Here is a 22,157-nt window from a genome sequence, read left to right on the forward strand (position 1 = left end):
CGAAGGGGAGTCAGAGGGGAAGTAGGTCATCGGCGCGGTCGAGGGCCACGACGGTCCATCGGCGCCTGATGGCCGCACCGGAAGAATCGCGCTCGGCGGTGGTGACCTCGGCCGCGCCGATGTCGGGTGCCAGGTCGTCACCGATCCGGAACGGAAGCGTCGAACGGGTGATGTGCCAGCCGGATTCGTCTACGGTGCCCAGGGAGACCTCGATATCGAGCAGCGACCGGGCCTCCGTCAGGTCGGTTGCGGCGAGGGCGTCGGCCAGTACACCGGCGTCCAGGTCGGCATCACGAGCGCGGGCGAACCCGAACCGGCCTCCGACCCGCAGCAGCATGCCGAGCCGGCCGGAGGCGTCACGCAGCAGCAATTCGACGCTGTCGGTGCCGGGGCCGTCGGCGACCCAGTCCTCGTGGTAGTCGCGGCCGACGCCGGTCTCGATCAGGACCTCATCAACCACATGCAATCGCCCTCGGTCCGGCAGATCCTCCGCCGGATGCAGATCGATCTTCCGGTGCCAGGTCCATACCCCGTCGTCCTCGGTGAGCCGGCCCGCGAACGCCTGTTGGCGGCACATGGTCACCAGGTCGTCCCGGGTGAGGGTGTCCAACGAGGTACCGGTGACCGCCGGCATGCCTGCCGGGGTGCGCAGGTCGATGTAGAGCTCGCCGGCCTGTAACCAGTGCACCTCGGTGGTGGTGTCGATCGCGCTGTCGGGCACGGCGATCGCCGTGCGTCGCCAGCAGCGGTGCATCAGGTCGGATCGGCTGACCGCGGTCCCGGGTCGTACTCGACGTAGATAGCCGGGCCAATCGCCGTGGTGGGTGATGTCGGTGCCGGCTTCCCAGGACTGCAGGCTGCACCCGAACCCGACGACCTCGCTGCCGTCGGCGAGCTCGACCCGCCCGAGTGACATCGGCGCGGGCAGCGCGGCAAGGAAGTCACCGAGCATGGCGGTGCCGATCGACCACAACTCGCCGGCGATCGTCGTGCCCACACCGGGGGCGACCCGCACCAGTCCGGGTTTGGGCGGCTCGGTGTCCAGTCGGGCCATCCGGTAGTGCGGTGCGGTGCGAGCGGGCCCGATCCAGCGGGCACCGCGGTCGTCGAGTTGCCAGTCCAGCGGTTGGCCGCGCAGATGGGCACCCACCACCAGCAGCGTGGTGGTGTCCAGTCCGGCCCGCGCCGGCCAGGGATCCGTGGTCGTGGGTGCGCCGGTGATCAGGCGAGCGATGTCGAGGGCCACCGCATCGGCGCCTGCGCGAGCAACGACACTCACCCCGAATTGTGCTCCCGCCGAATCGTTTCCGGCGGGCACCGCGACGGCGCACAGGTCCATCAGGTTGCAGAAGTTGGTGTAGACACCCAGCTGTGAATTGACCGCCACCGGATCGGCGGTCACCTCGGCGATCGTCGGGTGGCCGGTGGTGGTGGGCACCAGCAGGGCATCACAGTCGTCGAGTTGGGCCATTGCGACGGCGGTGAGTTCGGCCAACCGCACCCGGTCCCGCAACAGCGTGGTGGCCGGCACCGTGCCCGCGGACTCGATGATCCCGGCTACGGTCGGGTCGAGATCGGGGGAGTCGCGGTGAGATTCGACGAACGCGCCGACCGCCTCGTGCCGTTCGGCGACCAGGCCGCCGTCATAGAGCAGTCGTGCCGCAGCGAGGAAGGGGTCGAGGTCGATATCGACGAGTTCGACACCCCGTGAGGTGAGCTCGGTGCAGGCGGAGTGGAACAACCGTGCCCATTCTCCAGACAGTCCGGGCAGCTCCCGTGGCACAGCGACGCGGGCCGTCGGCGGCGCGGCCAGTCGGGCGTCCGGCGGGAATGCCCGTGCCCCACCGGCGATCACTCCCATGGCGGCATCGGCGGTGTCGAGATCCCTGGCGAACACCGTCACACAGTCATAGGACCGGCAGGCGGGCACCACACCGTCGATGGGCACCACACCCAAGGTGGGTTTGACGCCGACGATGCCCTGTAGGGCGGCCGGAACCCGACCGGATCCTGCGGTATCGGTACCCAGTGCGATGTCGACCAGGCCGAGGGCGACGGACACCGCGGAACCGGAACTGGAGCCGCCCGAGATGTGATCGGGTCGCCGGGAATCACGCACCGGCCCATAGGGGCTGCGGGTGCCGACAAGGCCGGTGGCGAACTGGTCCAGATTGGTGGCCCCGATGATGACCGCACCCGCCGCCCGCAACCTGGCCACCACGGTGGCATCGGTGTCCGCCGGCCGGTTGGCATAGCTCGGGCAACCCGCCGTCGTCGGGATGCCCGCGACGTCGATGTTGTTCTTGACTGCGGCCACCAGACCGGCCAACGGCAGGCCTGGTCCGGCGTCGTCCACGGCCTGGGCGTCGGCCAGTGCATCGTCCAACGGCCGCAGCGTGATCCAGATCTCCGGTCGATGTGCCGCGTCGATGGCATCGTAGGCGGCGCGTACCCGCTCGACCGCGCTCATGCTCCTGCTCCGGTGCCGACGACCACCAGTGGGGTACCGGGATCGACCAGATGCCCGGCGGAGACCAGGATCTGGGTCACCACACCGTCCGACGGTGCGCGCAGCACCGTCTCCATCTTCATCGCCTCCAGCGCCAACAGCGGTTGGCCGCTGACGACCTGCTCGCCGACGGCGACGTCGACCTTCCACACACTCGAGGAGAACGGTGCGTCGATGCGGTGATCGCCGTCGTTGAGCACGATCTCGTCGGTGCACACCGGGGCATCGGCGGCGGCCCGCTCGGCACGGTCGAACTCACCGGCCCGCTCCCATGCGGTGCGTTCCGCGGCGAACGCCGCGGCCTGCCGGTCACGGAATGCGGCGATATCGGTGGCGTTGTCGGCCAGGAAGCGATCGTGTTCGGCGAGTGAGAAGGTGCCCTCGGTGATGTCGACATCGCCTCGTCCGGCGGCCATGTCGGCGCGCAGCTCCAGCAGTTCCTCCGCCGACACCGGGTACCAGGAGATCCTGTCGAAGAACCGCAGCAGCCACGGGCTGCCCGGTTCGAACGGCGCGGTGTGCCGGTAGCGGCTCCAGACCTGGGTGGTACGCCCGACGAACTGGTAGCCACCCGGGCCCTCCATCCCGTAGATGCACAGGTACGCGCCACCGATACCGACGGAGTTTTCCGCGGTCCAGGTGCGGGCCGGGTTGTACTTCGTGGTGACCAATCGGTGCCGCGGATCCAGCGGGGTGGCCACCGGTGCGCCCAGGTAGACATCACCCAATCCCAGTGTCAGGTACTCGGCGGCGAAGACCGTGTCGTATACATCGGCCTGGGCGTCCAAGCCGTTGATGCGACGGATGAATTCGATATTCGACGGGCACCATGGCGCATCCTCACGCACACCTGAGGTGTACCTGGCGATCGCCTCCCGGGTCGCGGGGTCGTCCCAGCTGAGCGGCAACCGGACTCGGCGGCTGGGCACGACCAGTTCCGAGGAGGCCGGCAGCTCGTCCTCGATCTCGGACAGCAGACCCAAGAGCCGTGATATCGGCAGCACGTCGGGGTCGACATGCACCTGCAGCGACCGGATGCCCGGCGTCAGATCCAGGATTCCGGCACAGCTACCGTCCAGCCGGGTGTGCAGGGCATGTACCCGAGCCCGCAACGCGAGATCCAGGACGATATCGCCGTATTCGACGAGCACGTTGTCGTCACCACTGCGCCGGTAGGTCACCGCGGGTGCACCGGCGACACCCGGGCGGCGGGCCAGCACACCGTCGTCCCCGTCACCGCGCCGTACGGGGGCGGCGACCCGGCGAGGGCTCAGGTCGGCACGCGAGGGTGCATCCGCTGCGCGTACCGGCACGAACCGGACCGTGTCACCCGGGCGTAGTTGTCCGAGCTTCCAGCGTTGCGCGGCGATCACCGTGACCGGACAGACGAACCCGCCCAGGCTCGGCCCGTCCGGACCGAGCAGGATCGGGGTGTCCCCGGTGAAGTCCAGCGCGCCCACCGAGTAGGCGTTGTCGTGGATGTTGGACGGATGCAGACCGGCCTCACCGCCATCGGGGCGAGCCCACTGCGGTTTCGGGCCCTCCAGTCGCACCCCGGTGCGCGCCGAGTTGAAGTGCACGCGATACGACGCGTCGAACAGGGTGTCGATATCGTTGCGGGTGAAGAACTCCGGGGCTCCGTGCGGCCCCTCGGTGACGGCCAGCTCCCACTCGCGGGCGAATGTGGGGCGACCTTCCGGCGGAACCGGGACCGCGGAATCGACCGCAACGGGGTGGGCGCGCAGCACATCACCGGCGTGCAGCTCACGCCCGCCGTGCCCGCCGAAACGGCCGAGTGTGAAGGTGGCGGCGCTACCCAGATAATCGGGCACGTCCAGCCCGCCGGCCAGCAGCAGATAGGTGCGCAGCCCGAGGGTCTCGGCGGCGCCGATGTCCAGCACGCCATCGGCGGGGATATCGATCGGTTCCCACATCGGCGCGGGCACACCGTCGACGGTGACCAGACATTCGGCCCCGGTGACGCACACCGTCGTGGGGTGGCTGAACCGCAGCGCCGGACCGGACGCGGTGCACTCCAGGCCCGCGGCCTGCTCGGGGTTTCCCAGTGCGCGATTGCCGAGCCGGAAGGACAGGTCGTCCATCGGACCGCTCGGCGGTACACCCACCTGCCACAGGCCGACTCGGCCCGGCACGTCCTGCACGGTGGTCAGCAGGCCGGGTCGCTCCACGGTGATCCGGGGCCGCGGATCGTGCACGTCGGCCAGCGTGGAGGTGCTGTGCCGCGCTGCCCGCACATCCGGGTGGGCGATGGCGGCGCCGAGCATGCCGGTGTTGACCTCGATACCGTGCAACACGGTCTCGGCCAGCGCCTCGTCGAGCCGGTCGAGCGCGGTGTCGCGGTCGTCGGCGACGGTGATCACCTTGGCCAGCAGCGGGTCGTAGGAGGCGGTGACCTCGCTGCCATCGGCGATCCAGCCGTCGACCCGGACATGGGGGTGCCGGACCGGTTCGGGGAATCCGACTTTCGTGATGATGCCGGTGCTGGGCCGGTAGTCGCGGGTGGGGTCCTCGGCGTAGATCCGCGCCTCGACGGCATGACCGGTGACGGCGACGGTACCGGCCGGGTGCTCGTCGAACATCGTCGTGTCGCCGGTGGCCAACCGCAGCATCCAGCCGGCCAGGTCGACACCGGTGACAGCCTCGGTCACGGGATGTTCGACCTGCAGGCGGGCATTCACCTCCAGGAACGACGCCTCCCGCCGGGCGGCGTCGTAGACGAACTCGACGGTGCCCGCGGAGCGGTATCGCACCGAGGCGGCCAGTGAACGCGAGGTTGCGTGCAGCTGTTCCCGCACGGTATCGGGCAGGGCGGGCGCGGGGGCCTCCTCGATGACCTTCTGATGCCTGCGTTGCAGCGAACAGTCCCGGTCACCCAGGGACAGCACCCGTCCGGTGCCGTCACCGAAGATCTGGACCTCGACGTGCCGGGCGTTCTCGACGTAGCGTTCGACGAATACCCCGGCGGAACCGAAGCTGCGCTCTGCCTGCGCGACCACCCGCTGATAGGCGGTGCGCACATCGTCGGCGTTGCGGCACACCTGCATGCCGATACCGCCCCCACCGCCGGTGGCCTTGAGCATCACCGGATAGCCGATGCCCTCGGCGGCAGACACCGCGGCGTCGAGATCTGCGAGCAGATCCGAACCGGCGAAGATGGGGACTCCGGCGGCGCGGGCCGCCGCCCGCGCGGTGTGTTTGGTGCCGAATTCACGCAACTGTGCGGGGCTCGGACCGGCGAAGCAGATGCCGGCGTGCTCCACGGCGGTCGCGAAATCGGCATCCTCGGAGAGGAATCCGTAACCCGGGTGCACGATGGTGGTGCCGGTGGCCGCGGCGGCGTCCAGGATGGCATCGACGCGCAGGTAACTGTCGCGTGGTGCGGCGGGGCCGATCCGCACGGCCCGATCGGCCAGGGTGACATGCGGTGCACCCCGGTCGGCGTCGGAGAACACCGCGACGGTGCGCATGCCGAGGGTCCTTGCGGCCTTGAGCAGTCGCACCGCGATCTCGCCGCGGTTGGCGATCAGGACGGTGTGGTTCATGGTCGGGCTCCTGGCTTGATCCCCGTCGCTTCGCTCGCCCGGGGGGTGTTTCCCGTCGCTTCGCTCGCCCGGGCGCGGGTGACGATCATCCGCACCGGTGTGGGGTCGAATGCATTGCAGGGGTTGTTGATCTGTGGACAATTCGACACCAGCACCAGGGTGTCGATCTCCGCGCGCAGCGCGACGCGCTTGCCGGGACCGGACAACCCGTCGACGATCCCGAGCGCACCGTCGGGATCCACCGGCACGTTCATGAACCAGTTGATATTGCTGGCCATATCGCGGGCATCCAGCCCGTGCCGTGACCCCTCGAGCAGGAAGTTGTCCAGGCAGCCGTGCTGGGCGCGGGTGTGCTGTCCGTAGCGCAGCGTGTTGGACTCCTTCGAGCAGGCGCCGCCCAGCGTGTCGTGCACCCCGACCTCGTCGGCGACGACCGTCATCAGCGCGTCGCCGGTGTCGGCCCGCAGTACCGACCCGGTCGTCAGCGTGATACGGCCCTGGCGCCGAATGGTTTCCGGTGCCGAGTATCGGACTCCGGTATCGGCGGCCGAGTACAGCAGGCAGTCGACGGCCTGATTGCCGGCCAGGTCGACGATCGTCAGGACGTCACCGGCACCGACCACCGCCGACCATGAGGCGCGGGCGGCGACGTGCTCGTCGAGCACGACGGTCCCGGGGATCAGAGCGGGAATTTCGACAGTGGTCACAGCTGCCCCCTTGCGGTGAGGTCGGCGTCGGTGTTGGCGATGGCCTGAGCGTGCTCGGGGCCCAACGGCCCCAACAGTTCTCCACTGACCAGACGATCCAGGTCGGCCGTGGCGCGCCAGGCGTGCACCTGCAGTGGCGAGCAGGTGAACTGCCCTCGCGGGTCCAACGGGTGGGCGGTGTTGGCCAGCAGGATGATCGTGTCCACGTGCAGCAGCAGGTCCACCGTGGTGGCGGCGCCGGCGGACCCGAGCCACCGCAGCGCGCCGTCACCGTCGACCCGAACGCCTTGGAAGAAGGACACCGAGGGCGGCAGGTCGCGGCGGTCCAGTCCGTGCTTGAGCGCGGCGAGGGTGAACAGATCGCGGCCGGCGGGCGAGCCGGACTCCGGAGCGGATGCACCGTAACGATCCAGATTACCTGCACGGGTTGATGTTCCGGTCAAGGCATCGTGCCGTCCGGAAGTGTCGTCGATGAGTGTGGCCAGGACGCGCCCGAAACCGCTGAGCAACGGATGCCCCGATCCCAGGTATGCCTGCCAGGGCACCTTCACCGTATCGGCGACATTGAGCCGCTCGTGTGGTGCGTCGGAGCGGTGCAACAGCAGATGCGCGCAGGCATCGCCGTCGGTATCGGTCAGCCGGATGCGGGTGCCGCGAGCCAGCACCGCGCTGGTATATCCGCCGGGGGCAACGGTTTCCGACCAGACCAGGTCGGTGGCGGCCACGCCGGCAGGCACCGTGGGTGACGCCGATGCCGGCTGATGGCGCATGAACTCGGCGGTCCTGCCGTGTTGGGCACGCGCATGGGCCCTGGCGCCGGCGGTGGTGGCCGTTTCGGATGTGCTCGACACAGAGGTGCTCACTGATCACTCTCGCGCAGTCGGGAGTCCGTCGGAACGGACTTTCTGTCAGATGACAGTTTTCGCGGCGAGCGCGCTGTCGTGGTTGCGTCGATGTAACCGATGATTCGGGGACTGTTAACAACGGGTGGCCTATGTTTCTGTCAAATGACAGGTATTGGGGGGCTATCCTCGATCGCGCGACGACGGTGGGAGATGTGATGTTCGAACGCGCGAAGTACATGGTCTCGTTCGTCGGCGCCTACCGGCGGGCACGTCGCCATGGCGACGAACACCAATCGGCCCTGGCGCGCGCCGCCGACGATATGTTCGCTGGCCCGGGCATCGAATCACCCGATTCCGTGCACGCACTCTGGTGCGACCCCGACGAACACGTCACTGTCGACGGAGGCGGCTGGTTCGGTGCCGGAGCGTTCGACATCACCGCCGCCCACCTCGACCTGCTCCGCCACGCTCGCCTCGGGTGGGACGGAGCCGAACGCGGTGCGCCCTGCCTCGATCCCACAGCCCCCTATGGCCGCGCCGATCTGCTGTCCCAACTCGGCGAGGTGTTCGAGACCGACGCCGTCGACGAGCTCGCCAGGCGACATGTCGAGATGTACTTCGTGCTGGCTCGCTTCCTGCGACACGCCGTGCTGGAGCCTGGGCAGTACCGGATGCGCAATGTGACGGCGCCTCGGCTGCGTGCCGTTCTGCGCGGGTACGGCGAACTCCGCGACGAGGATCTCGGTCTCGGCGCCTACGGCGTTCTCGTGGAGCCGGAACACCTGCAATTGCTGCGCGGTATCGAGATCCGCTGGCCGTCGCCGTATGAGTGTGCCGACCGGTTGGCCGCCGGCCGGTTCCCGGCGGCCGGCGCGGACCCCAAGCGACCCTACGGAGACTTCACCTTCATCGAGGTGGACATGGCGCGCATTCTCGGGGTGCTGCCGCCCCCGCCGAGCGAGGGGCCCGCTGTCTTCGAGCCGGGTCCCGAGCTCGCCCGGCGCCTGCAGCGGTTGCACTGGCAGATGCTGTCGACCATGCAGGTGTTCCTGGAGCACGCCGAGCTGGCACCAGGTCGCTATGAGCTGAACTGACGGGCACAATCACGAGCGTGGCCGACTTCGACCTTTCCGTCGAGGAACTACGTCTGGTGGCGTGCTTTGTCGCCGACGCGTCGGAGCCGCTGATTGCCCAAGCGGCGGAGCCGCTGATCCCCGGTTACGAGACCGCCCGCCCCGATGATCCGCGTCCTGGTGCGGCGGTGGCGGCGGCTCGGGCCTTCATCACCGGTGCGCCGCGCAGTCGGTGGCAGCGGCTGGCGTCGATGGATGCCCACCGCGCGGCGGCCGAATCCGGTACCGAATCGGCGCGACTGGCCGCCCAGGCTGCCGGCGACGCGGCATGCGCGGCATACCTGCACCCCATCGCCAAGGCGCACCAGGTCGGCCACATCCTGCGGGCGGACGCGAATGCCGCGCGGATCGCCGAGATCGTCGATGGTCCCTTTGCTGCGGCGCGGGTACTGGAATCGGCGCGGCGGCGGGCTGAACCCGGCCTTGTCGATGTGCTGCGCAGATACCCGCCGCATACGTCGGCCTCCAACCGGGTGGCGCAGCTGATATCTGCGCTGGACAGCGCGCTACGTAGCCGGTGAAGCGCCCATGAGCGACGCGGGTCGGGGTGTGCCCCGTTGCTAGGATTGCCGACGTGCCAGACGATAACGAACCCGAGGTCAACGACACCGAAGTCGACAGCACCGAGGTCGACAGCGCCGGCGTCGACGAGACCGACGGCGAGAAAACGTCCGGCGAGAAGGCCGCCCGCAAGGCGGCCGACACCTCGGCCCCCGCTGACGATTCCGACGATGACGATTCAGATGGTGACGAGACCGGATCCACCCGCGGGCCCGCCGTCATCGCGGTCAGTGCGATGCTCGTCGCCATCGCCACACTGGGGGCATCGGCCTACATGTGGCGCAATCCGGTCAACAGCGGCCCGGCCGCTGCCGCCGCGCCCGTGGCCGAAACGTTCACCGAGGAGCAGCGGGCGCAGTCGCAGGCGCAGGTCTGTGACGCTTTCGCCCTCGTCAGTGTCGGCGTCGCCAACAGCAGCGCAATGCAACAACCCGCGGCCAACCAGGGTAACTTCGGTGCGGCGATAGCCGTCGCGGCCAATGCGCGACTCGCGCTGCTCGGCGGCGGACAGTTCCTGCTCAACCGAGTCGAGCCCGCCACCCCCGACGAGCTCGCCGATGCTGCTCGCGACTTCGGCAACACACTGATGGACGTCGGCGCTGCGGCGATCGCCGAGATTCCGACCAATGATCCCGCGCAGCAGCAGCGACTCAAGGACGCCGACGAGCAGAACACCAAGCTCGATCAGATCTGCAATCCGCCGACCGAGCCGGCGCCGGCGCCCCCGGCACCGCCCGGCGCTCCCGCGCTGCCGGGTGCACCTACCCCCGGTGAACCAGGGAACTGACACCGCGCTGTCCTTTGCAAAGCGCGCGGTTCTGCCATTGCTGAGAGGCCGCTCAGCCACCGATTCGGCATGAATCCGGTGTCTGTCCACGTCGCATCGGGTGCGGTCACCAGGCCGTAGAGACTGAATTGTCGTCGACGTCAGCGTAGGGGCCCGATTTTGGCAAAGGTCATATAGTTTCCGGTCATGGATCGCATCAGGATGCGCACTGCTCACGTCGCCACCATGTCGAGCGGCTGTCGGAGCCTGCGATGAATGTGCTTGCCACAGCGCTGGCCGACACCCTGTCCCGCAGTCCCCGGGACCTCGTCCTGCTCGCCGACAAGCAATGGTCGCGCCATCCCTGGCAGGAGATCCATGCCAGGGCGGGCACCGCCGCCGAGCGGCTGCTCGACCAGGACATCCGCCGGGTGGGACTGGTCGGTGCGCCGACCGCCGAACTCGTCTCGACCATCATCGGCGCCCTCTACGCCGGTGCCGCCGTGTCCATCCTGCCCGGACCCATCCGCGGTGCCGATGCCACCCAGTGGGCGCAGGCGACCCTGGAGCGGTTCCGCGGTATCGGTGTGCAGCTGGTGGCCAGCCAGGGCGCTTACCTGGAGCAGATCTGCACCGCAGGGCAGGTGCCGCCCATTGTCGAACTAGCCGACCTGGCACCCGTCGGCCGGCCGGGCGCCATGGCCGAGCCTGACGCCGAGGCGCCGACCGCGATCCTGCAGGGAACCGCGGGCTCGACGGGCGCCCCGAAGACCGTGCAGCTGCCACCGGCCGCGGTATTGGCCAATCTCAGCGGTCTGGGCACGCGGATCGGTCTGCAGCCCGACGATGTGGGATGTTCCTGGCTACCGCTCTACCACGATATGGGGCTGACCTTCCTGCTTGCCGGAGCCTTGGCGGGCGCCGAGGTATGGCAGGCGCCGACGGCGGCGTTCCAGGCCTCACCGTTCCGGTGGCTGAACTGGCTGTCGGAGAGCCGGGCCTCGCTGACCGCAGCGCCCAACATGGCCTACGGCATGATCGGAAAGTACTCCCGCCGCGTCGCCGATGTCGACCTGTCCGCGGTGCGGTTCGCCCTCAATGGTGGCGAGCCCGTCGGCTGCGAGCTCACCGAGCGGTTCGCCGTCGAGATGGCCCGCTTCGGGTTCGCCGCAGGAGCCCTTTCGCCGTCCTATGGTCTGGCCGAATCCACCTGTGCGGTAACGGTTCCCGTTCCGGGGCAGGGGTTGCGCGTGGACGAGACCACCTTCACCACCGAGGAGGGCAGCGCGGTGCGCAGACACGCGGTGCTCGGCACGCCGATCGAGGGTATGGAGATGCGCATCGAACCCTCCGACGGGGTCGCCACCGAGGTCTCCGGCAGGCAGGTCGGCGAAGTCGCCATCCGGGGCACCTCGATGATGTCCGGTTACCTCGGCGAACACCCGCACCCTGCCGACGAATGGTTCCGCACCGGCGATCTGGGCTACCTGGTCGACGGCGGACTGGTGGTCTGCGGTCGGGCCAAGGAGATCATCACGATGGCCGGGCGCAACATCTTTCCCGCCGAGATCGAGCGGATCGCGGCCCGGGTGCCGGGCGTGCGGGAGGGCGCCGTGGTGGCGGTCGGCATCGGCGAAGGTTCGGTGCGTCCCGGGCTGGTGGTCACGGCCGAGTTCCGCGGTCCGGACGAGGCGGGCGCTCGAGCCGAGCTCATGAGAGAGGTGGCCTCGGGCTGCGGTGTCGTGCCCGCCGAGGTGGTGTTCGTCAAACCAGGGACCCTGCCGCGCACATCATCGGGCAAGCTGCGGCGGCTCGAGGTCAAACGCGGACTCGAGGTCACCGCGACCCGACTGTGATGACCTAACCGCTCATCGAGTTCCACGGGCAGAACGCGATGGTCGCGGTACCGACCATGAACGTCGCCACGTTCTCGGGAACCTTGTCGGCGTTGATCACCACGTCGACGACGTCGAGTTGGTTGACCCCGCCGTCCATGGTGGTGCACAGTTCGTGGCCGCTGGCCAGCGCGGTGGCGGGGGTGTAGAAGCCGGGGATGATGCCGGCATTGCGCAGCGCGTTGAGGTATGCGCGCTCGGTGTTCTCGTCGGCGCCGGCCGCGGGCGCGCCCAGCAGTGCGGCCGCCCCCGCCACGGATACGGCGAGGACTCCACGGGACAAACTGCTGCGCATACCCCGACGGTAGTCACTGATCGTGGCCGCGACGAACGATTATGGCGACGATTCGGACACAATGGTCGGCGATGGCTTCCACTCGACCCACCCCACCCGGTCCACTCGTACGGCTGGCCACCCGCCTGGTGAGTGCGCGGTGGCGGCTGGCGCGGGCGACCACCGGCTACCGGGTGGACCGCGACATCGCGGTCCCCATGCGTGACGGTGTCGACCTGCTGACCGACCTCTACCTCCCCCTCGTCCTCGGCGCAGAACCCGCGGGCACGGTGCTGATCCGCACCCCCTACGGTCGCACCAACCTTCCCGCCACCGTGACCGCCGCGGTCTACGCCCAGCGCGGATATCAGGTGGTGATGCAAAGCGTCCGAGGAACTTTCGGCTCCGGTGGCGACTTCCACCCCGGGCATGCGGAGTCCGATGATGCCGCGGACACGCTGACCTGGCTGCGCGACCAGCCCTGGTTCGGTGGGCGACTGTTCACTGTCGGGTCCTCCTATCTCGGCTACACCCAGTGGGCGCTGTTGGTGGACCCGCCCCCGGAGCTGGACACCTCGGTAATCGGCATGGCTCCGCACGATTTTGCCGAATCCGGCTGGGGCACCGGTTCATTCGCACTCGCCGACTTCCTGACCTGGAGCTATCAGGTCGCCACCCAGGAAGACGGGGGGACGCTGCGCACCATCATCCGGATGCTGACGATGCCGCGCAGGTTGCGCCGACCGTTGCGGACCGTACCGCTGCGCGACGCCGGTGCGAAGATCCTGAAGGATCGTGCGCCGTGGCATGAGTCGTGGCTGCGCACCCCGGACGTCTCCGATTCGTACTGGCGGCCCGCCCGGCTCGGCCGCGCATTGCAGCGCACCCGCACCCCGGTGCTGTTGGTGAGCGGCTGGCAGGACGTCTTCCTCACCCAGACCGTCGAACAGTACCGCCGACTCCGTGATGGTGGTGCCGGCCCGACGCTGATCGTCGGCCCATGGACCCACGGGGACGGCGGCGGGGACGTCTTGCGAGAATCGTTGAGCTGGTTGGCCGGTGCGCGGTTCGACGGTGTCCGGGTATTCGTCACCGGAGACGGCTGGCGTGACCTGTCATCCTGGCCGCCGCCGTCCGACGAGCAACTGTGGTGGCTGGGTCCGCGGGCCGCGCTGACACCGCAGCCGGTGGACGGGCCGGCCGCCCGGTTCGTCTACGACCCGGCCGACCCGACTCCGACCATCGGGGGCCGGTTGTTGTTCGCACCACGGGGCTACCGCGAGGATTCGGCGCTGGCGGCCCGCAATGACGTCATCACCTTCACCGGGGCGGTGCTCGACCGCCCCGTGGAGGTGATCGGCACTCCCGCGGTCGAGTTGGACCATCGCACCGACACCGGCTGGTGTGACGTCGCGGTGCGGATCAGTGAGGTCGGTGTCGACGGCCGTTCCCGCAATGTCAGCGACGGCTACACCACCCGGACCCCCACCGACAGCGGGGTGCTCAGGCTGGATCTCGACCCGATCGCACACCGGTTCGCGGCGGGGTCGCGGATCCGGCTGTCCATTGCCGGCGGCTCGTATCCGCGATTTGCCAGGAACCCGGGCACCGGCGAGTCGGTGTGGACGGCATCGCGATTGGTACCCACCACCCACGAGATCGGCACGCGGTCCCGGCTTATCCTGCCCATCGTGAATGGACACCGCGTCAACGGATTTTGAGTACCACCTTGCCGACGGCGGTCCGGTTCTCCAGCGAGGCGATCGCCGCGCCGGCCTGTTCGAAGGGGAACACCACGGGTGCGGGAGCGCTGATCGCTCCGGAGGCCAACAACGGTGCCAATTCGGTCCACTGCTTGGCAAGGTAACCGGGATGTGTCGTCGCCCATGCGCCCCAGCCGACACCGATGGTGTCGACGTTGTTGAGTAGCAACCTGTTCACCCGGACCGTGGGAATCTCGCCGCCGGTGAATCCGACCACCAGCAGTCGGCCCGCCGGGGCCAGCGACCGCAACGAGTCGGTGAACCGGTCACCGCCGACCGGGTCGAGGACGATATCGACCCCACGGCCGCCGGTGAGTTCCTTGACCGCGTCCTTGAAGCCGTCGACCAGCACCACATCGGTCGCCCCGGCGGCTCGGGCGATATCGCCCTTGGCCTCGGTGCTGACGACCGCGATGGTGCGCGCGGCCCCGAACGCGGGCGCCAGCCGCAGCGCCGAGGTGCCGATCCCGCCGGCGGCACCGTGCACCAGCACCGTCTCGCCCTCGGTGAGTCTGCCCCTCGTGCGCAGGGCGCAGTGCACCGTCAGATCGTTGAACAGGATGCCGGCGCCGGCCTCGAAGCTGACGTTGTCCGGCAACGCGAACACCCGGTCCGGCGGCAACGTCACCACCTCGGCCATCCCGCCGGTGAGCATGCACAGTCCGGCCACCCGATCCCCGGCGCCGAACCCGGACTCCTGCGGAGCGCTGCGCACCACGCCGGCGACCTCGGCGCCGGGAATGTAGGGCAGCTCCGCCTTGTGCTGGTAGAGCCCGCGGGTCTGCAATGCGTCGGGAAATGCCACTCCCGCGGCGTGCACGTCGATCACCACCCCGTCGGAATCCGGTTCGGCGATCTCGACCAGTTCGGCGGCCTCGGGCCCGTCCAGTCGGGGTATCTGTATTGCGCGCATGACTGACCATTTAACATGCGTCAAGTGATCAAGGCACGTGCCGCGGTGCTTCTGGAGCCGGGCCAGGAACCGCAGCTCACCGATATCGAACTCCGCGATCCGGTGGGCGACGAGGTGTTGGTGCGCATCGATGCCGTCGGCATCTGCCACACCGATATCACCATGGCGTCCTGGTGCACCAAGACCCCGATGGTGTTCGGTCACGAGGGTGCGGGCACCGTGCTCGCCACCGGTCCGCAGGCCGCGGCGCGCCCCGGTGAGCAGGTGGTGCTGACCTTCGCCAGCTGTGGCCGGTGCGGCAACTGTGTTGCCGATCGGCCCGCCTATTGCGATCAGTCCACCAACCTCAACATGCGCGGGAGCCGCCGCGACGAGACGAGCCCGCTGCGGCTGGGCGGGGCCCCCATCGCCGCGGGGTTCTTCGGCCAGTCCAGTTTCGCGTCCCACGCGATCGCGGGCAGCCGCAATGCCGTGGCGTTGCCCGCAGGCATGGACCCGGCCCTGGCCGCCCCGCTGGGCTGCAGTGTGCAGACCGGTGTCGGTGCGGTGCTCAACGTCCTTGGCGCCGCGCCGAGTGTGGTGGTGTTCGGGGCGGGCGCGGTCGGGCTGTCTGCGGTCATGGGTGCGCGGATCGCGGGCGCCGAGACGATCATCGCCGTCGACCCGGTAAGCGAGCGACGGGCACTGGCCGCCGAACTCGGCGCCACCGCGACCATCGACCCGACGTCCACCGATGCCGCCGCCGAGATCATCCGGATGACCGGGGGAGTCGCCGGTGCGGTCGACACCACGGCCCGACCGGAGGTGATCTCCGCAGCGGTCGGGGTGCTCGCCGCGCGCGGCACATTGGCCCTTGTCGGTCTGGGCGCGCCGACTGCGGAGCTGCCGGTGACACTGATCATGGGCAAGGGTCTGACGGTGCGCGGCGTGGTCGAGGGGGACAGCGACCCGCAGGTCTTCATCCCGCAGCTCGCCCGCTGGTATCACGAGGGCAGGTTGCCGCTGGAGGTGCTGGTGAGCACTTTCGCGTTCGACGACTTCGCGTCCGCCTGGTCTGCGGCCAAGTCTGCGACCGTCGTCAAACCGGTACTGGTCACGTAAAGCCCGTACCGACCGAAAGCGGGGGTTACGCTCCCGTCTCAGGCAACGATGCCGAGGATTGGAGCCACCGTGACGCTGCCCGACCTTCCCGAGGGACGCCCGCTGACGGTGCGCTCGGCCGACGGAACCCGCCTGCACGCCCGGGTATTCGGCCCCGATGACGGCTATCCGATCGTGCTGGCGCACGGAATCACCTGTGCCATCGAGGTATGGGCACATCAGATAGCCGACCTGGCCGGTGATTACCGCGTCATCGCCTACGACCACCGCGGGCATGGTCGCAGCGAGACCCCGCGCCGGCGCAACGGGTACAGCCTCAATCACCTGGCTGCCGATCTGGACTCGGTGCTCGATGCCGCTCTCGCGCCGGGCGAGCGCGCCGTCATCGCCGGGCACTCGATGGGTGGGATCGCGATCACCTCGTGGTCGCAACGCTATCCGCGCCGCGTCGCCCAGTGCGCCGACGCCGTGGCCCTGATCAACACCAGCACCGGAGATCTGCTGCGCGATGTCCAGCTGGCCAGGGTACCTGCCGCGTTGGCCGCCACCCGCGTGCGGACCGCGGGCTCTCTTCTCAAGACCTTCGGCGCCACACCCGTACCCAAACTCGCCGACCGGGCCAACAGGCGTTTCGTCGGCTATCTGGCCGTCGGTGCCGCCGCCGAGCCGGAGGTGGGCGAGCTGGTGTACCGGCTGTTCGCCACCACCCCACCCGCCGGGCGCGGCGGATGGGCCAGGGTGCTGGTCGACGGTCTTGGCGCGCAACATATCTCGTTGTCGAATCTGCAGGTGCCGACCTTGGTCATCGGGAGCACGCAGGACCGGTTGTTGCCCATCAATGCCTCGCGGCACATCGCCGACAATGCTCCCCAGCTCGCCGAGTTCGTGGAACTGCCCGGTGGACACTGCGCGATACTGGAATGCCCGGCAGAGGTGAACCGCCGGCTGCGCTCACTCGCCGAAGGTGTCGGCAGGCAACGCATCAGCTCGTGATGCTCGTGAGGTAGGTGGTGGCCTCGGCGGCGGCGCGCCGGCCCGAGCGGACCGCGCCGTCGAGGAAGCCGGTCCATTCGTCGGCGGTTTCGGTTCCCGCCCAGAAGATCCCGCCGACCGGTGTGCGCAGATGCGCACCGTGCGCGGTCCAGGATCCCGGCGGTACGGCCGCAGTGGGACCGCCCGGGGCGAACGGCTCGGCGCTCCAACAATGGTCGAGATAGTCGATGGGTCGGGCGGCCTTGTCGCCGAACAACGTCACGAAGCATCGCAGAGCCTGCTCGCGGCGCGCGGCAGGGGAGAGCGGGTCGAAGGTGCGTGCCGAGGCGAAACCCAACAGCACGCCGGGACCCTGGTCTCCCGGGCTGACATCGAAGGTGATGAACACCGGTCCCTCATCGGACAGTGACTCTCCCGAGCACCCGGCTGTGCGCCAGAATGGGGTCTCGTAGGCGGCGTAGGCCTTGCTCAGATTGCCCTGCGGCCAGGTCGGGATGAGCTCGGCATGTCCGGCGGGCAGTGCCGGCTCGAAGTCGATCACACCGCGATGGGCGGGCGGAATCGCGATGATCACCGCCCGTGCCGTGTGCGTGCCGCGCCCGGATTCGACAACGTATCCGTCTTCCGTGCGTGAAACACCATGTACCGGAGCCGATGTCAGAACCCGTTCGCCCAGGTCCGCGGCCATCCGCACGGCGATCGGCTGGGTTCCCGCCGGGAAGTGGTCTTGCTGCGCACCACCCTTGACGTCGAGCATCCGCGCCAGCCCGCCTGCGGCCTTGACATAGCGCACGGCGTGCAGCATGGAGACCTCGTCGGGCTCAGCGCCCCAGGTGACGCGGGACATGATGGCCATCAGGTTGCGTGTCGAGGCGCTTGCGTGCACGGCGCGCAGCCAGCCCTCCAGGCTCTTCTGGTCCAGCCGGGCCGCCGCCGGCGCCGACCAGGTGTCGGTGACCGGGATGAGACGGGACAACCGGTCGAAGCGCCATTGGATACGGGAGACATCGAGAAGCTCGATCAGCGACAGTTTCGGGATGGTGCTGCGGTAGGACCGCACCGTGCCGTGCCAGTGGATCAGGTTCTTACCGCGGCTGTATGTCGGCACCGTCGAACAGCCCAGTTCGGCGGCCAGTTCCCGCACGGCGTCCTGGGTGGGCCCCACGAAGGTGGCACCCAGGTCGACCGGCACGCCGGCCACGGTCGCGGTGTAGGAGCGCCCGCCGACGCGGTCACGGCCCTCCAGCACCAGCACGTCGTGGCCGAGTCCGGTCAACTCGCGCGCTGCCGACAGACCAGCGAACCCCGCCCCCACCACGATCACATCGGTCACGGCACCCAGTGTGCCGTCTCGGCGCGCCAAGGTGGGCGTTGCCTGCATTTTCGCTCCGAAATCGCATTAGTGTGACGGCCTGTGAAGGTGATGACTGCACTGCATGGACTGTCCGGAGCTGCCGAGCGCGCTCGCGAGTTGCGCGATGCCGGGGCCAGCGGTGTGTTCACCTTCGAGGGGCCCCACGATGTGTTCGCCCCGCTTACCTTGGCGTCGACGGTCGGCGGGCTGGACCTGATGACGAATGTGGCAATCGCCTTTCCGCGCAATCCGATTCACCTGGCACACCAGGCCATCGATCACCAGATCCTGACCCAGGGGCGGTTCACCCTCGGGCTGGGCACCCAGATCCGCACGCAGATCGAGAAGCGGTTCGGTGCGGACTTCGACCGGCCGGTGGAACGGATGGTCGAACTCGTCGGCGCGCTCCGAGCTATCTTCAGCACCTGGCAGACCGGTGAGCGGTTGGATTTCCGCGGCGAGTTCTACCGGCACACGCTGATGACGCCGACCTTCACCCCGCGGGACAACCCGTACGGACCCCCGCCGATCTATGTCGGCGCGCTCGGGCCCCGGCTGACCAGGGCCACCGCTCAGCACGCCGACGGGCTGCTGGTGATGCCCTTCGGCAACAAGAAGTTTCTGCACGAGGTCACCATGGCCGCGGTCGACAAGGGTCTGGCCGCCGCCGGGCGCACCCGTGCCGATCTGGCCGTCGTCCCCGAGATCATCGTCTCGGTGGCCTCCGACACCGACGACGACCACCGCGCGACCCGGCAGTTGCTGGCGTTCTACGGATCGACGCCGGCCTATCGACCCGTCCTGGACATCCACGGTTGGGGAGATTTGCAGCCCGAGCTCAATGCCCTGTCCAAGCAGGGCAAATGGGCCGAGATGGGATCGCTGATCGATGACGAGGTGCTGCACACCATTGCGGCATGCGGTACCCCGACCGAGATTGCCGACCATATCCGGGACCGGGTGGCGGGCATCTCCGACCGGATCTGCATCTACCAGCCGGGACCCATCGAGACCGACTCATTGGCCCAGATCGTTGACGCATTGCGCACCTGAGGTCCTATGGTGGTTGGTACGGGAGAGGACCACGAGGAGGTTGTCCGATGGCCGAGCGTGCCGAGGCTGCAGAAGCCGAGTTCAGCGATGTCCTGATCATCGGGGCGGGCATCTCCGGGATCAACGCGGCCTACCGCATCCGTGAGCGCAACCCGAACCTGAGCTACACCATCCTGGAGCGGCGCGAAGGCATCGGCGGCACCTGGGACCTGTTCCGTTATCCGGGGATTCGTTCCGACAGCGATATCTTCACGCTGAGCTTCCCGTACGAGCCGTGGACCGGTCGCGATCACGTTGCCGAGGGCGCCGATATCCGCGACTACCTGGTCGCCACGGCCCGAAAGTTCGGTATCGACCGGCACATCCGGTTCGGCACACGGGTGTCCTCGGCCGACTGGGATTCCTCGACCGACACCTGGACCGTGCGCGCCGAACGCGACGGCGCCACGGTCACTCATCGATGCCGGTTCCTGTTCTTTGGCACCGGCTACTACAACTACGACGAGCCCTACACCCCGGAGTTCCCTGGTATCGAGAAATTCGCGGGCACGGTGGTGCACCCGCAGTTTTGGCCGGAGGATCTCGATCACGCCGGTAAGCGCATCGTGGTGATCGGCAGCGGCGCCACCGCCATCAGTCTGGTGCCCGCGCTGTCGGCCACGGCGGGTCACGTCACGATGCTGCAGCGTTCGCCGACCTACATGATGTCCATGCCCGCGGTGCCCAAGCCCACCGAGGCGGTCCGGCGGATGTTGCCGCGCAGGATCGCCCACCAGGTGGTGCGATTCCGCAATGCGTGGATGCACTACTTCATCTACGTGTTCTTCCGCAGCATGCCGAAGCTGGGACGCAAGCTGATCCGGCAGACCACCATCGGTGCGCTGCCGAGCGGCTACCCGGTAGACGTTCATTTCAAGCCGCGCTACGACCCGTGGGACCAGCGGATGTGCCTGGTGCGTGACGGTGACCTGTTCGAAGACATCAGCGCGGGCCGGGCCGATGTGGTGACCGACCACATCGATCATGTCGACGCCGACGGGATCGTGCTGAAGTCCGGTGATCGTATCGACGCCGACATCATCGTCACCGCCACCGGGCTGCAGCTCCTGGCACTCGGTGGGATACAGATCAGCGTCGACGGTGCGCTCATCGATCCGACCGACCGGTTCGTCTACAAGGAGTATCTGCTCGAAGATGTTCCGAACATGGCGTGGTGTATCGGCTACACCAACGCCTCGTGGACGTTGCGGGCCGATATGACCGCGCGTGCGGTGGCCAGGCTGCTCGCCTATATGGACGAGAAGGGCTACACCCACGCCTACCCGCACCTGGGGTCGGTGGACATGCCCGAAAAGCCGACCTTCGACCTGGCGGCTGGTTACGTGGCCCGCGCTCTGCATGCGCTGCCGAAGTCGGGCACTCGCAGGCCGTGGAAGGTGCGGCACAACTACGCGCTGGACTCCTTTGAGCACCGGTTCGACCGGATCGAGGAGTCGATGACTTTCGGTCGGGTGCAATCGGGTTCGCGTCCCGCGGCCGCTGTCGCGCCCGCCGAAGTGGGCGCCTGACTCACGGGGTCCGGATTGCCAGGCCGGTGGCCAGCAGCTGGGTGGCCGATAGTCCGAACGTGGACTTGAAGCGGTCGGACAGATGCGACGAGCCGGCGAACCCGGCCTCGACGGCTGCGGTGGTGAGGTTGGCCCCCGCCGCGAGTTCGGTGCCGGCGCGCATCAGCCGGCACCACATCCGGTACCGACGCAGGCTGGTACCGATCTCGGCGGAGAACAGATGCAGGAAGCGGGATTCGGAGAGGCCGGCGGCGGCGGCGAGCTCCGCGGCCGGTGCGGCGTCGGCGGGATCGTCACGAATCTGTTTGGCGGCCAGTTCCATGCGCGGATCCACCGTGCGTAGTTCCTCGGGAGCAGCGTTGTCGAGCCAGCGTCGGGCGTCGCGGTCGTTACGGGGCGGGGAGAGCAGCAGCTGTTCTGATCTGTGCCCGATGCCGATACCGTGGACGACGTCACGGAACTGGCTGCGGCAGGCCGCGCTTCGTCGAGCGGCCGGATCCAGATAACAGGACACCAGCGGTCCCGTCATCGTCAGATGGTGGGTCAGCCGCGGTGGGATGAGCGCGGTGCGCGCGGTGACCCGATGTCCACCGATCTCGACGGTCAGTGGCCCATCCACGCCGACGGCCAGACACCACACCGACCCCGAGTGCGGGTCGAGGCCCAACGCGGGACCGGAGTACAGCGCCTGCCCCGGCCAGATCCACACCGCCGGATAGCAGGTTTGTGGAAGCTCGGTCCCCTCACGCGCTGACATGCTGGACTCCTCACCATCGATCAGGAGGTTACCGTGACAGCTGTCGTCATCGTGTCGGTCGGCGTGTTCATGGCCGGAATGGGGCTGTATGCGCTGGCCGCCCCCGCGGCACTGTTGCGCCCCTTCGGTTTTGCCGTGAACACCGATGTCCAGCGGGCCGAGGTGCGCGCCGTGTACGGCGGGTTCGGCATCGCGATCGCGGGCGTGCTGGGCTACGCGTTGTCCGCGCCCGATGTCGTCCGCGCGGGCATCCTGCTGACGGTGGGCGTGGCGTTGGCCGGAATGGCCGTGGGTCGGATCATCTCCGCGGCGGTGGGTGACCGGACCGCCTTCTACCCCAACTGGTTCTACTGCCTGGTCGAAGGGGTCGCGGCCGCGGTGTTGTTCTGGGTGGCCTGACTC

18 protein-coding genes are annotated in these 22,157 nt (G+C 68.6%); 10 read left to right on the forward strand and 8 right to left on the reverse strand.

Annotated elements, in window-relative coordinates:
• Positions 1 to 10 precede the first annotated feature (10 nt).
• The 4 genes from atzF to G154_RS22170 are packed head-to-tail and all read right to left on the reverse strand — an operon-like array spanning position 11 to position 7,630.
• The gene (gene atzF, locus G154_RS22155) at positions 11 to 2,470 is read right to left on the reverse strand and encodes an allophanate hydrolase (RefSeq protein ID WP_019514372.1); all 2,460 of its coding nucleotides are present in this window, start codon (positions 2,468 to 2,470) and stop codon (positions 11 to 13) included.
• Positions 2,467 to 6,072 carry an urea carboxylase gene (uca, locus tag G154_RS22160; RefSeq protein ID WP_019514373.1) on the reverse strand — a complete coding sequence of 1,202 codons (3,606 nt, stop codon included), beginning with the start codon at positions 6,070 to 6,072 and terminating at the stop codon, positions 2,467 to 2,469. Before uca ends, atzF begins: the two co-directional genes overlap by 4 nt.
• A complete protein-coding gene (locus G154_RS22165; RefSeq protein ID WP_019514374.1) occupies positions 6,069 to 6,779 on the reverse strand; it encodes an urea amidolyase associated protein UAAP2 in 711 nt (236 codons plus the stop codon). The genes uca and G154_RS22165 overlap by 4 nt, the downstream gene beginning before the upstream one ends.
• A complete protein-coding gene (locus G154_RS22170) occupies positions 6,776 to 7,630 on the reverse strand; it encodes an urea amidolyase associated protein UAAP1 (RefSeq protein WP_031601402.1) in 855 nt (284 codons plus the stop codon). The genes G154_RS22165 and G154_RS22170 overlap by 4 nt, the downstream gene beginning before the upstream one ends.
• A gap of 209 nt (positions 7,631 to 7,839) precedes the next feature.
• Between G154_RS22170 and G154_RS22175 the strand changes: the two genes are divergently transcribed.
• From G154_RS22175 to mbtM, 4 genes are all read left to right on the forward strand, one after another.
• Positions 7,840 to 8,718 carry a hypothetical protein gene (locus G154_RS22175; protein WP_019514376.1) on the forward strand — a complete coding sequence of 293 codons (879 nt, stop codon included), beginning with the start codon at positions 7,840 to 7,842 and terminating at the stop codon, positions 8,716 to 8,718.
• Positions 8,719 to 8,735: 17 nt separating this feature from the next.
• Positions 8,736 to 9,278, forward strand: coding sequence for a putative immunity protein (locus G154_RS22180; RefSeq protein ID WP_019514377.1), 543 nt, complete (start codon positions 8,736 to 8,738; stop codon positions 9,276 to 9,278).
• 53 nt (positions 9,279 to 9,331) lie between these two features.
• Entirely contained in the window at positions 9,332 to 10,105 is a 774-nt protein-coding gene (locus tag G154_RS25670) for a hypothetical protein (RefSeq protein ID WP_019514378.1), read from the forward strand.
• A 251-nt stretch (positions 10,106 to 10,356) separates the two neighbouring features.
• A complete protein-coding gene (gene mbtM, locus G154_RS22190) occupies positions 10,357 to 11,940 on the forward strand; it encodes a long-chain-fatty acid--ACP ligase MbtM (RefSeq protein ID WP_019514379.1) in 1,584 nt (527 codons plus the stop codon).
• Positions 11,941 to 11,944: 4 nt separating this feature from the next.
• Here mbtM and G154_RS22195 read toward each other — a convergent pair whose 3' ends face one another.
• Entirely contained in the window at positions 11,945 to 12,274 is a 330-nt protein-coding gene (locus G154_RS22195) for a DUF732 domain-containing protein (RefSeq protein ID WP_019514380.1), read from the reverse strand.
• A gap of 71 nt (positions 12,275 to 12,345) precedes the next feature.
• Between G154_RS22195 and G154_RS22200 the strand changes: the two genes are divergently transcribed.
• Positions 12,346 to 13,974, forward strand: a complete 1,629-nt coding sequence (locus tag G154_RS22200; RefSeq protein ID WP_019514381.1) for a CocE/NonD family hydrolase — start codon at positions 12,346 to 12,348, stop codon at positions 13,972 to 13,974.
• Here the strand turns inward: G154_RS22200 and G154_RS22205 are convergent.
• Positions 13,961 to 14,929 (reverse strand): NADPH:quinone oxidoreductase family protein, encoded by a 969-nt coding sequence (locus G154_RS22205; RefSeq protein ID WP_019514382.1) that lies wholly within the window; start codon positions 14,927 to 14,929, stop codon positions 13,961 to 13,963. The genes G154_RS22200 and G154_RS22205 overlap by 14 nt on opposite strands.
• A gap of 15 nt (positions 14,930 to 14,944) precedes the next feature.
• Between G154_RS22205 and G154_RS22210 the strand changes: the two genes are divergently transcribed.
• Together G154_RS22210 and G154_RS22215 are read left to right on the forward strand one after the other, a co-directional pair.
• Positions 14,945 to 16,030, forward strand: coding sequence for an NAD(P)-dependent alcohol dehydrogenase (locus tag G154_RS22210; RefSeq protein WP_187697577.1), 1,086 nt, complete (start codon positions 14,945 to 14,947; stop codon positions 16,028 to 16,030).
• A 48-nt stretch (positions 16,031 to 16,078) separates the two neighbouring features.
• Positions 16,079 to 17,023, forward strand: coding sequence for an alpha/beta fold hydrolase (locus G154_RS22215; RefSeq protein WP_045546486.1), 945 nt, complete (start codon positions 16,079 to 16,081; stop codon positions 17,021 to 17,023).
• On the opposite strand, the gene G154_RS22220 is transcribed toward G154_RS22215, so the two are convergent.
• Complete coding sequence (locus G154_RS22220; protein ID WP_023985499.1) at positions 17,013 to 18,356, reverse strand: flavin monoamine oxidase family protein; 1,344 nt, start codon at positions 18,354 to 18,356, stop codon at positions 17,013 to 17,015. The two genes, G154_RS22215 and G154_RS22220, sit on opposite strands and share 11 nt — an antisense overlap.
• Before the next feature lie 90 nt (positions 18,357 to 18,446).
• Between G154_RS22220 and G154_RS22225 the strand changes: the two genes are divergently transcribed.
• Positions 18,447 to 19,430, forward strand: a complete 984-nt coding sequence (locus G154_RS22225) for a TIGR03617 family F420-dependent LLM class oxidoreductase (RefSeq protein ID WP_023985500.1) — start codon at positions 18,447 to 18,449, stop codon at positions 19,428 to 19,430.
• Positions 19,431 to 19,477: 47 nt separating this feature from the next.
• Positions 19,478 to 20,998 (forward strand): NAD(P)/FAD-dependent oxidoreductase, encoded by a 1,521-nt coding sequence (locus G154_RS22230; RefSeq protein ID WP_019514387.1) that lies wholly within the window; start codon positions 19,478 to 19,480, stop codon positions 20,996 to 20,998.
• Position 20,999: 1 nt separating this feature from the next.
• On the opposite strand, the gene G154_RS22235 is transcribed toward G154_RS22230, so the two are convergent.
• Positions 21,000 to 21,755 carry a helix-turn-helix domain-containing protein gene (locus G154_RS22235; RefSeq protein ID WP_019514388.1) on the reverse strand — a complete coding sequence of 252 codons (756 nt, stop codon included), beginning with the start codon at positions 21,753 to 21,755 and terminating at the stop codon, positions 21,000 to 21,002.
• Positions 21,756 to 21,788: 33 nt separating this feature from the next.
• On the opposite strand from G154_RS22235, the gene G154_RS22240 reads away from it, so the two are divergent.
• Positions 21,789 to 22,154 (forward strand): DUF4345 family protein, encoded by a 366-nt coding sequence (locus tag G154_RS22240; protein WP_019514389.1) that lies wholly within the window; start codon positions 21,789 to 21,791, stop codon positions 22,152 to 22,154.
• Positions 22,155 to 22,157 lie beyond the last annotated feature (3 nt).

Source organism: Mycobacterium sp. VKM Ac-1816D, assembly GCF_000416385.1.
Taxonomy (GTDB): domain Bacteria; phylum Actinomycetota; class Actinomycetes; order Mycobacteriales; family Mycobacteriaceae; genus Mycobacterium; species Mycobacterium neoaurum_A.

Bases quoted from the DNA above. Each gene is read 5' to 3' on its own strand.
- G154_RS22215 (WP_045546486.1), top strand. From the start codon at position 16,079: ATGCCGAGGATTGGAGCCACCGTGACGCTGCCCGACCTTCCCGAGGGA.
- G154_RS22235 (WP_019514388.1), bottom strand. From the start codon at position 21,755: ATGTCAGCGCGTGAGGGGACCGAGCTTCCACAAACCTGCTATCCGGCG.
- mbtM (WP_019514379.1), top strand. From the start codon at position 10,357: ATGAATGTGCTTGCCACAGCGCTGGCCGACACCCTGTCCCGCAGTCCC.
- atzF (WP_019514372.1), bottom strand. From the start codon at position 2,470: ATGAGCGCGGTCGAGCGGGTACGCGCCGCCTACGATGCCATCGACGCG.
- G154_RS22195 (WP_019514380.1), bottom strand. From the start codon at position 12,274: ATGCGCAGCAGTTTGTCCCGTGGAGTCCTCGCCGTATCCGTGGCGGGG.
- G154_RS22210 (WP_187697577.1), top strand. From the start codon at position 14,945: ATGCGTCAAGTGATCAAGGCACGTGCCGCGGTGCTTCTGGAGCCGGGC.
- G154_RS22225 (WP_023985500.1), top strand. From the start codon at position 18,447: ATGACTGCACTGCATGGACTGTCCGGAGCTGCCGAGCGCGCTCGCGAG.
- G154_RS22200 (WP_019514381.1), top strand. From the start codon at position 12,346: ATGGCTTCCACTCGACCCACCCCACCCGGTCCACTCGTACGGCTGGCC.
- G154_RS22205 (WP_019514382.1), bottom strand. From the start codon at position 14,929: ATGCGCGCAATACAGATACCCCGACTGGACGGGCCCGAGGCCGCCGAA.
- uca (WP_019514373.1), bottom strand. From the start codon at position 6,072: ATGAACCACACCGTCCTGATCGCCAACCGCGGCGAGATCGCGGTGCGA.
- G154_RS22175 (WP_019514376.1), top strand. From the start codon at position 7,840: ATGTTCGAACGCGCGAAGTACATGGTCTCGTTCGTCGGCGCCTACCGG.
- G154_RS22230 (WP_019514387.1), top strand. From the start codon at position 19,478: ATGGCCGAGCGTGCCGAGGCTGCAGAAGCCGAGTTCAGCGATGTCCTG.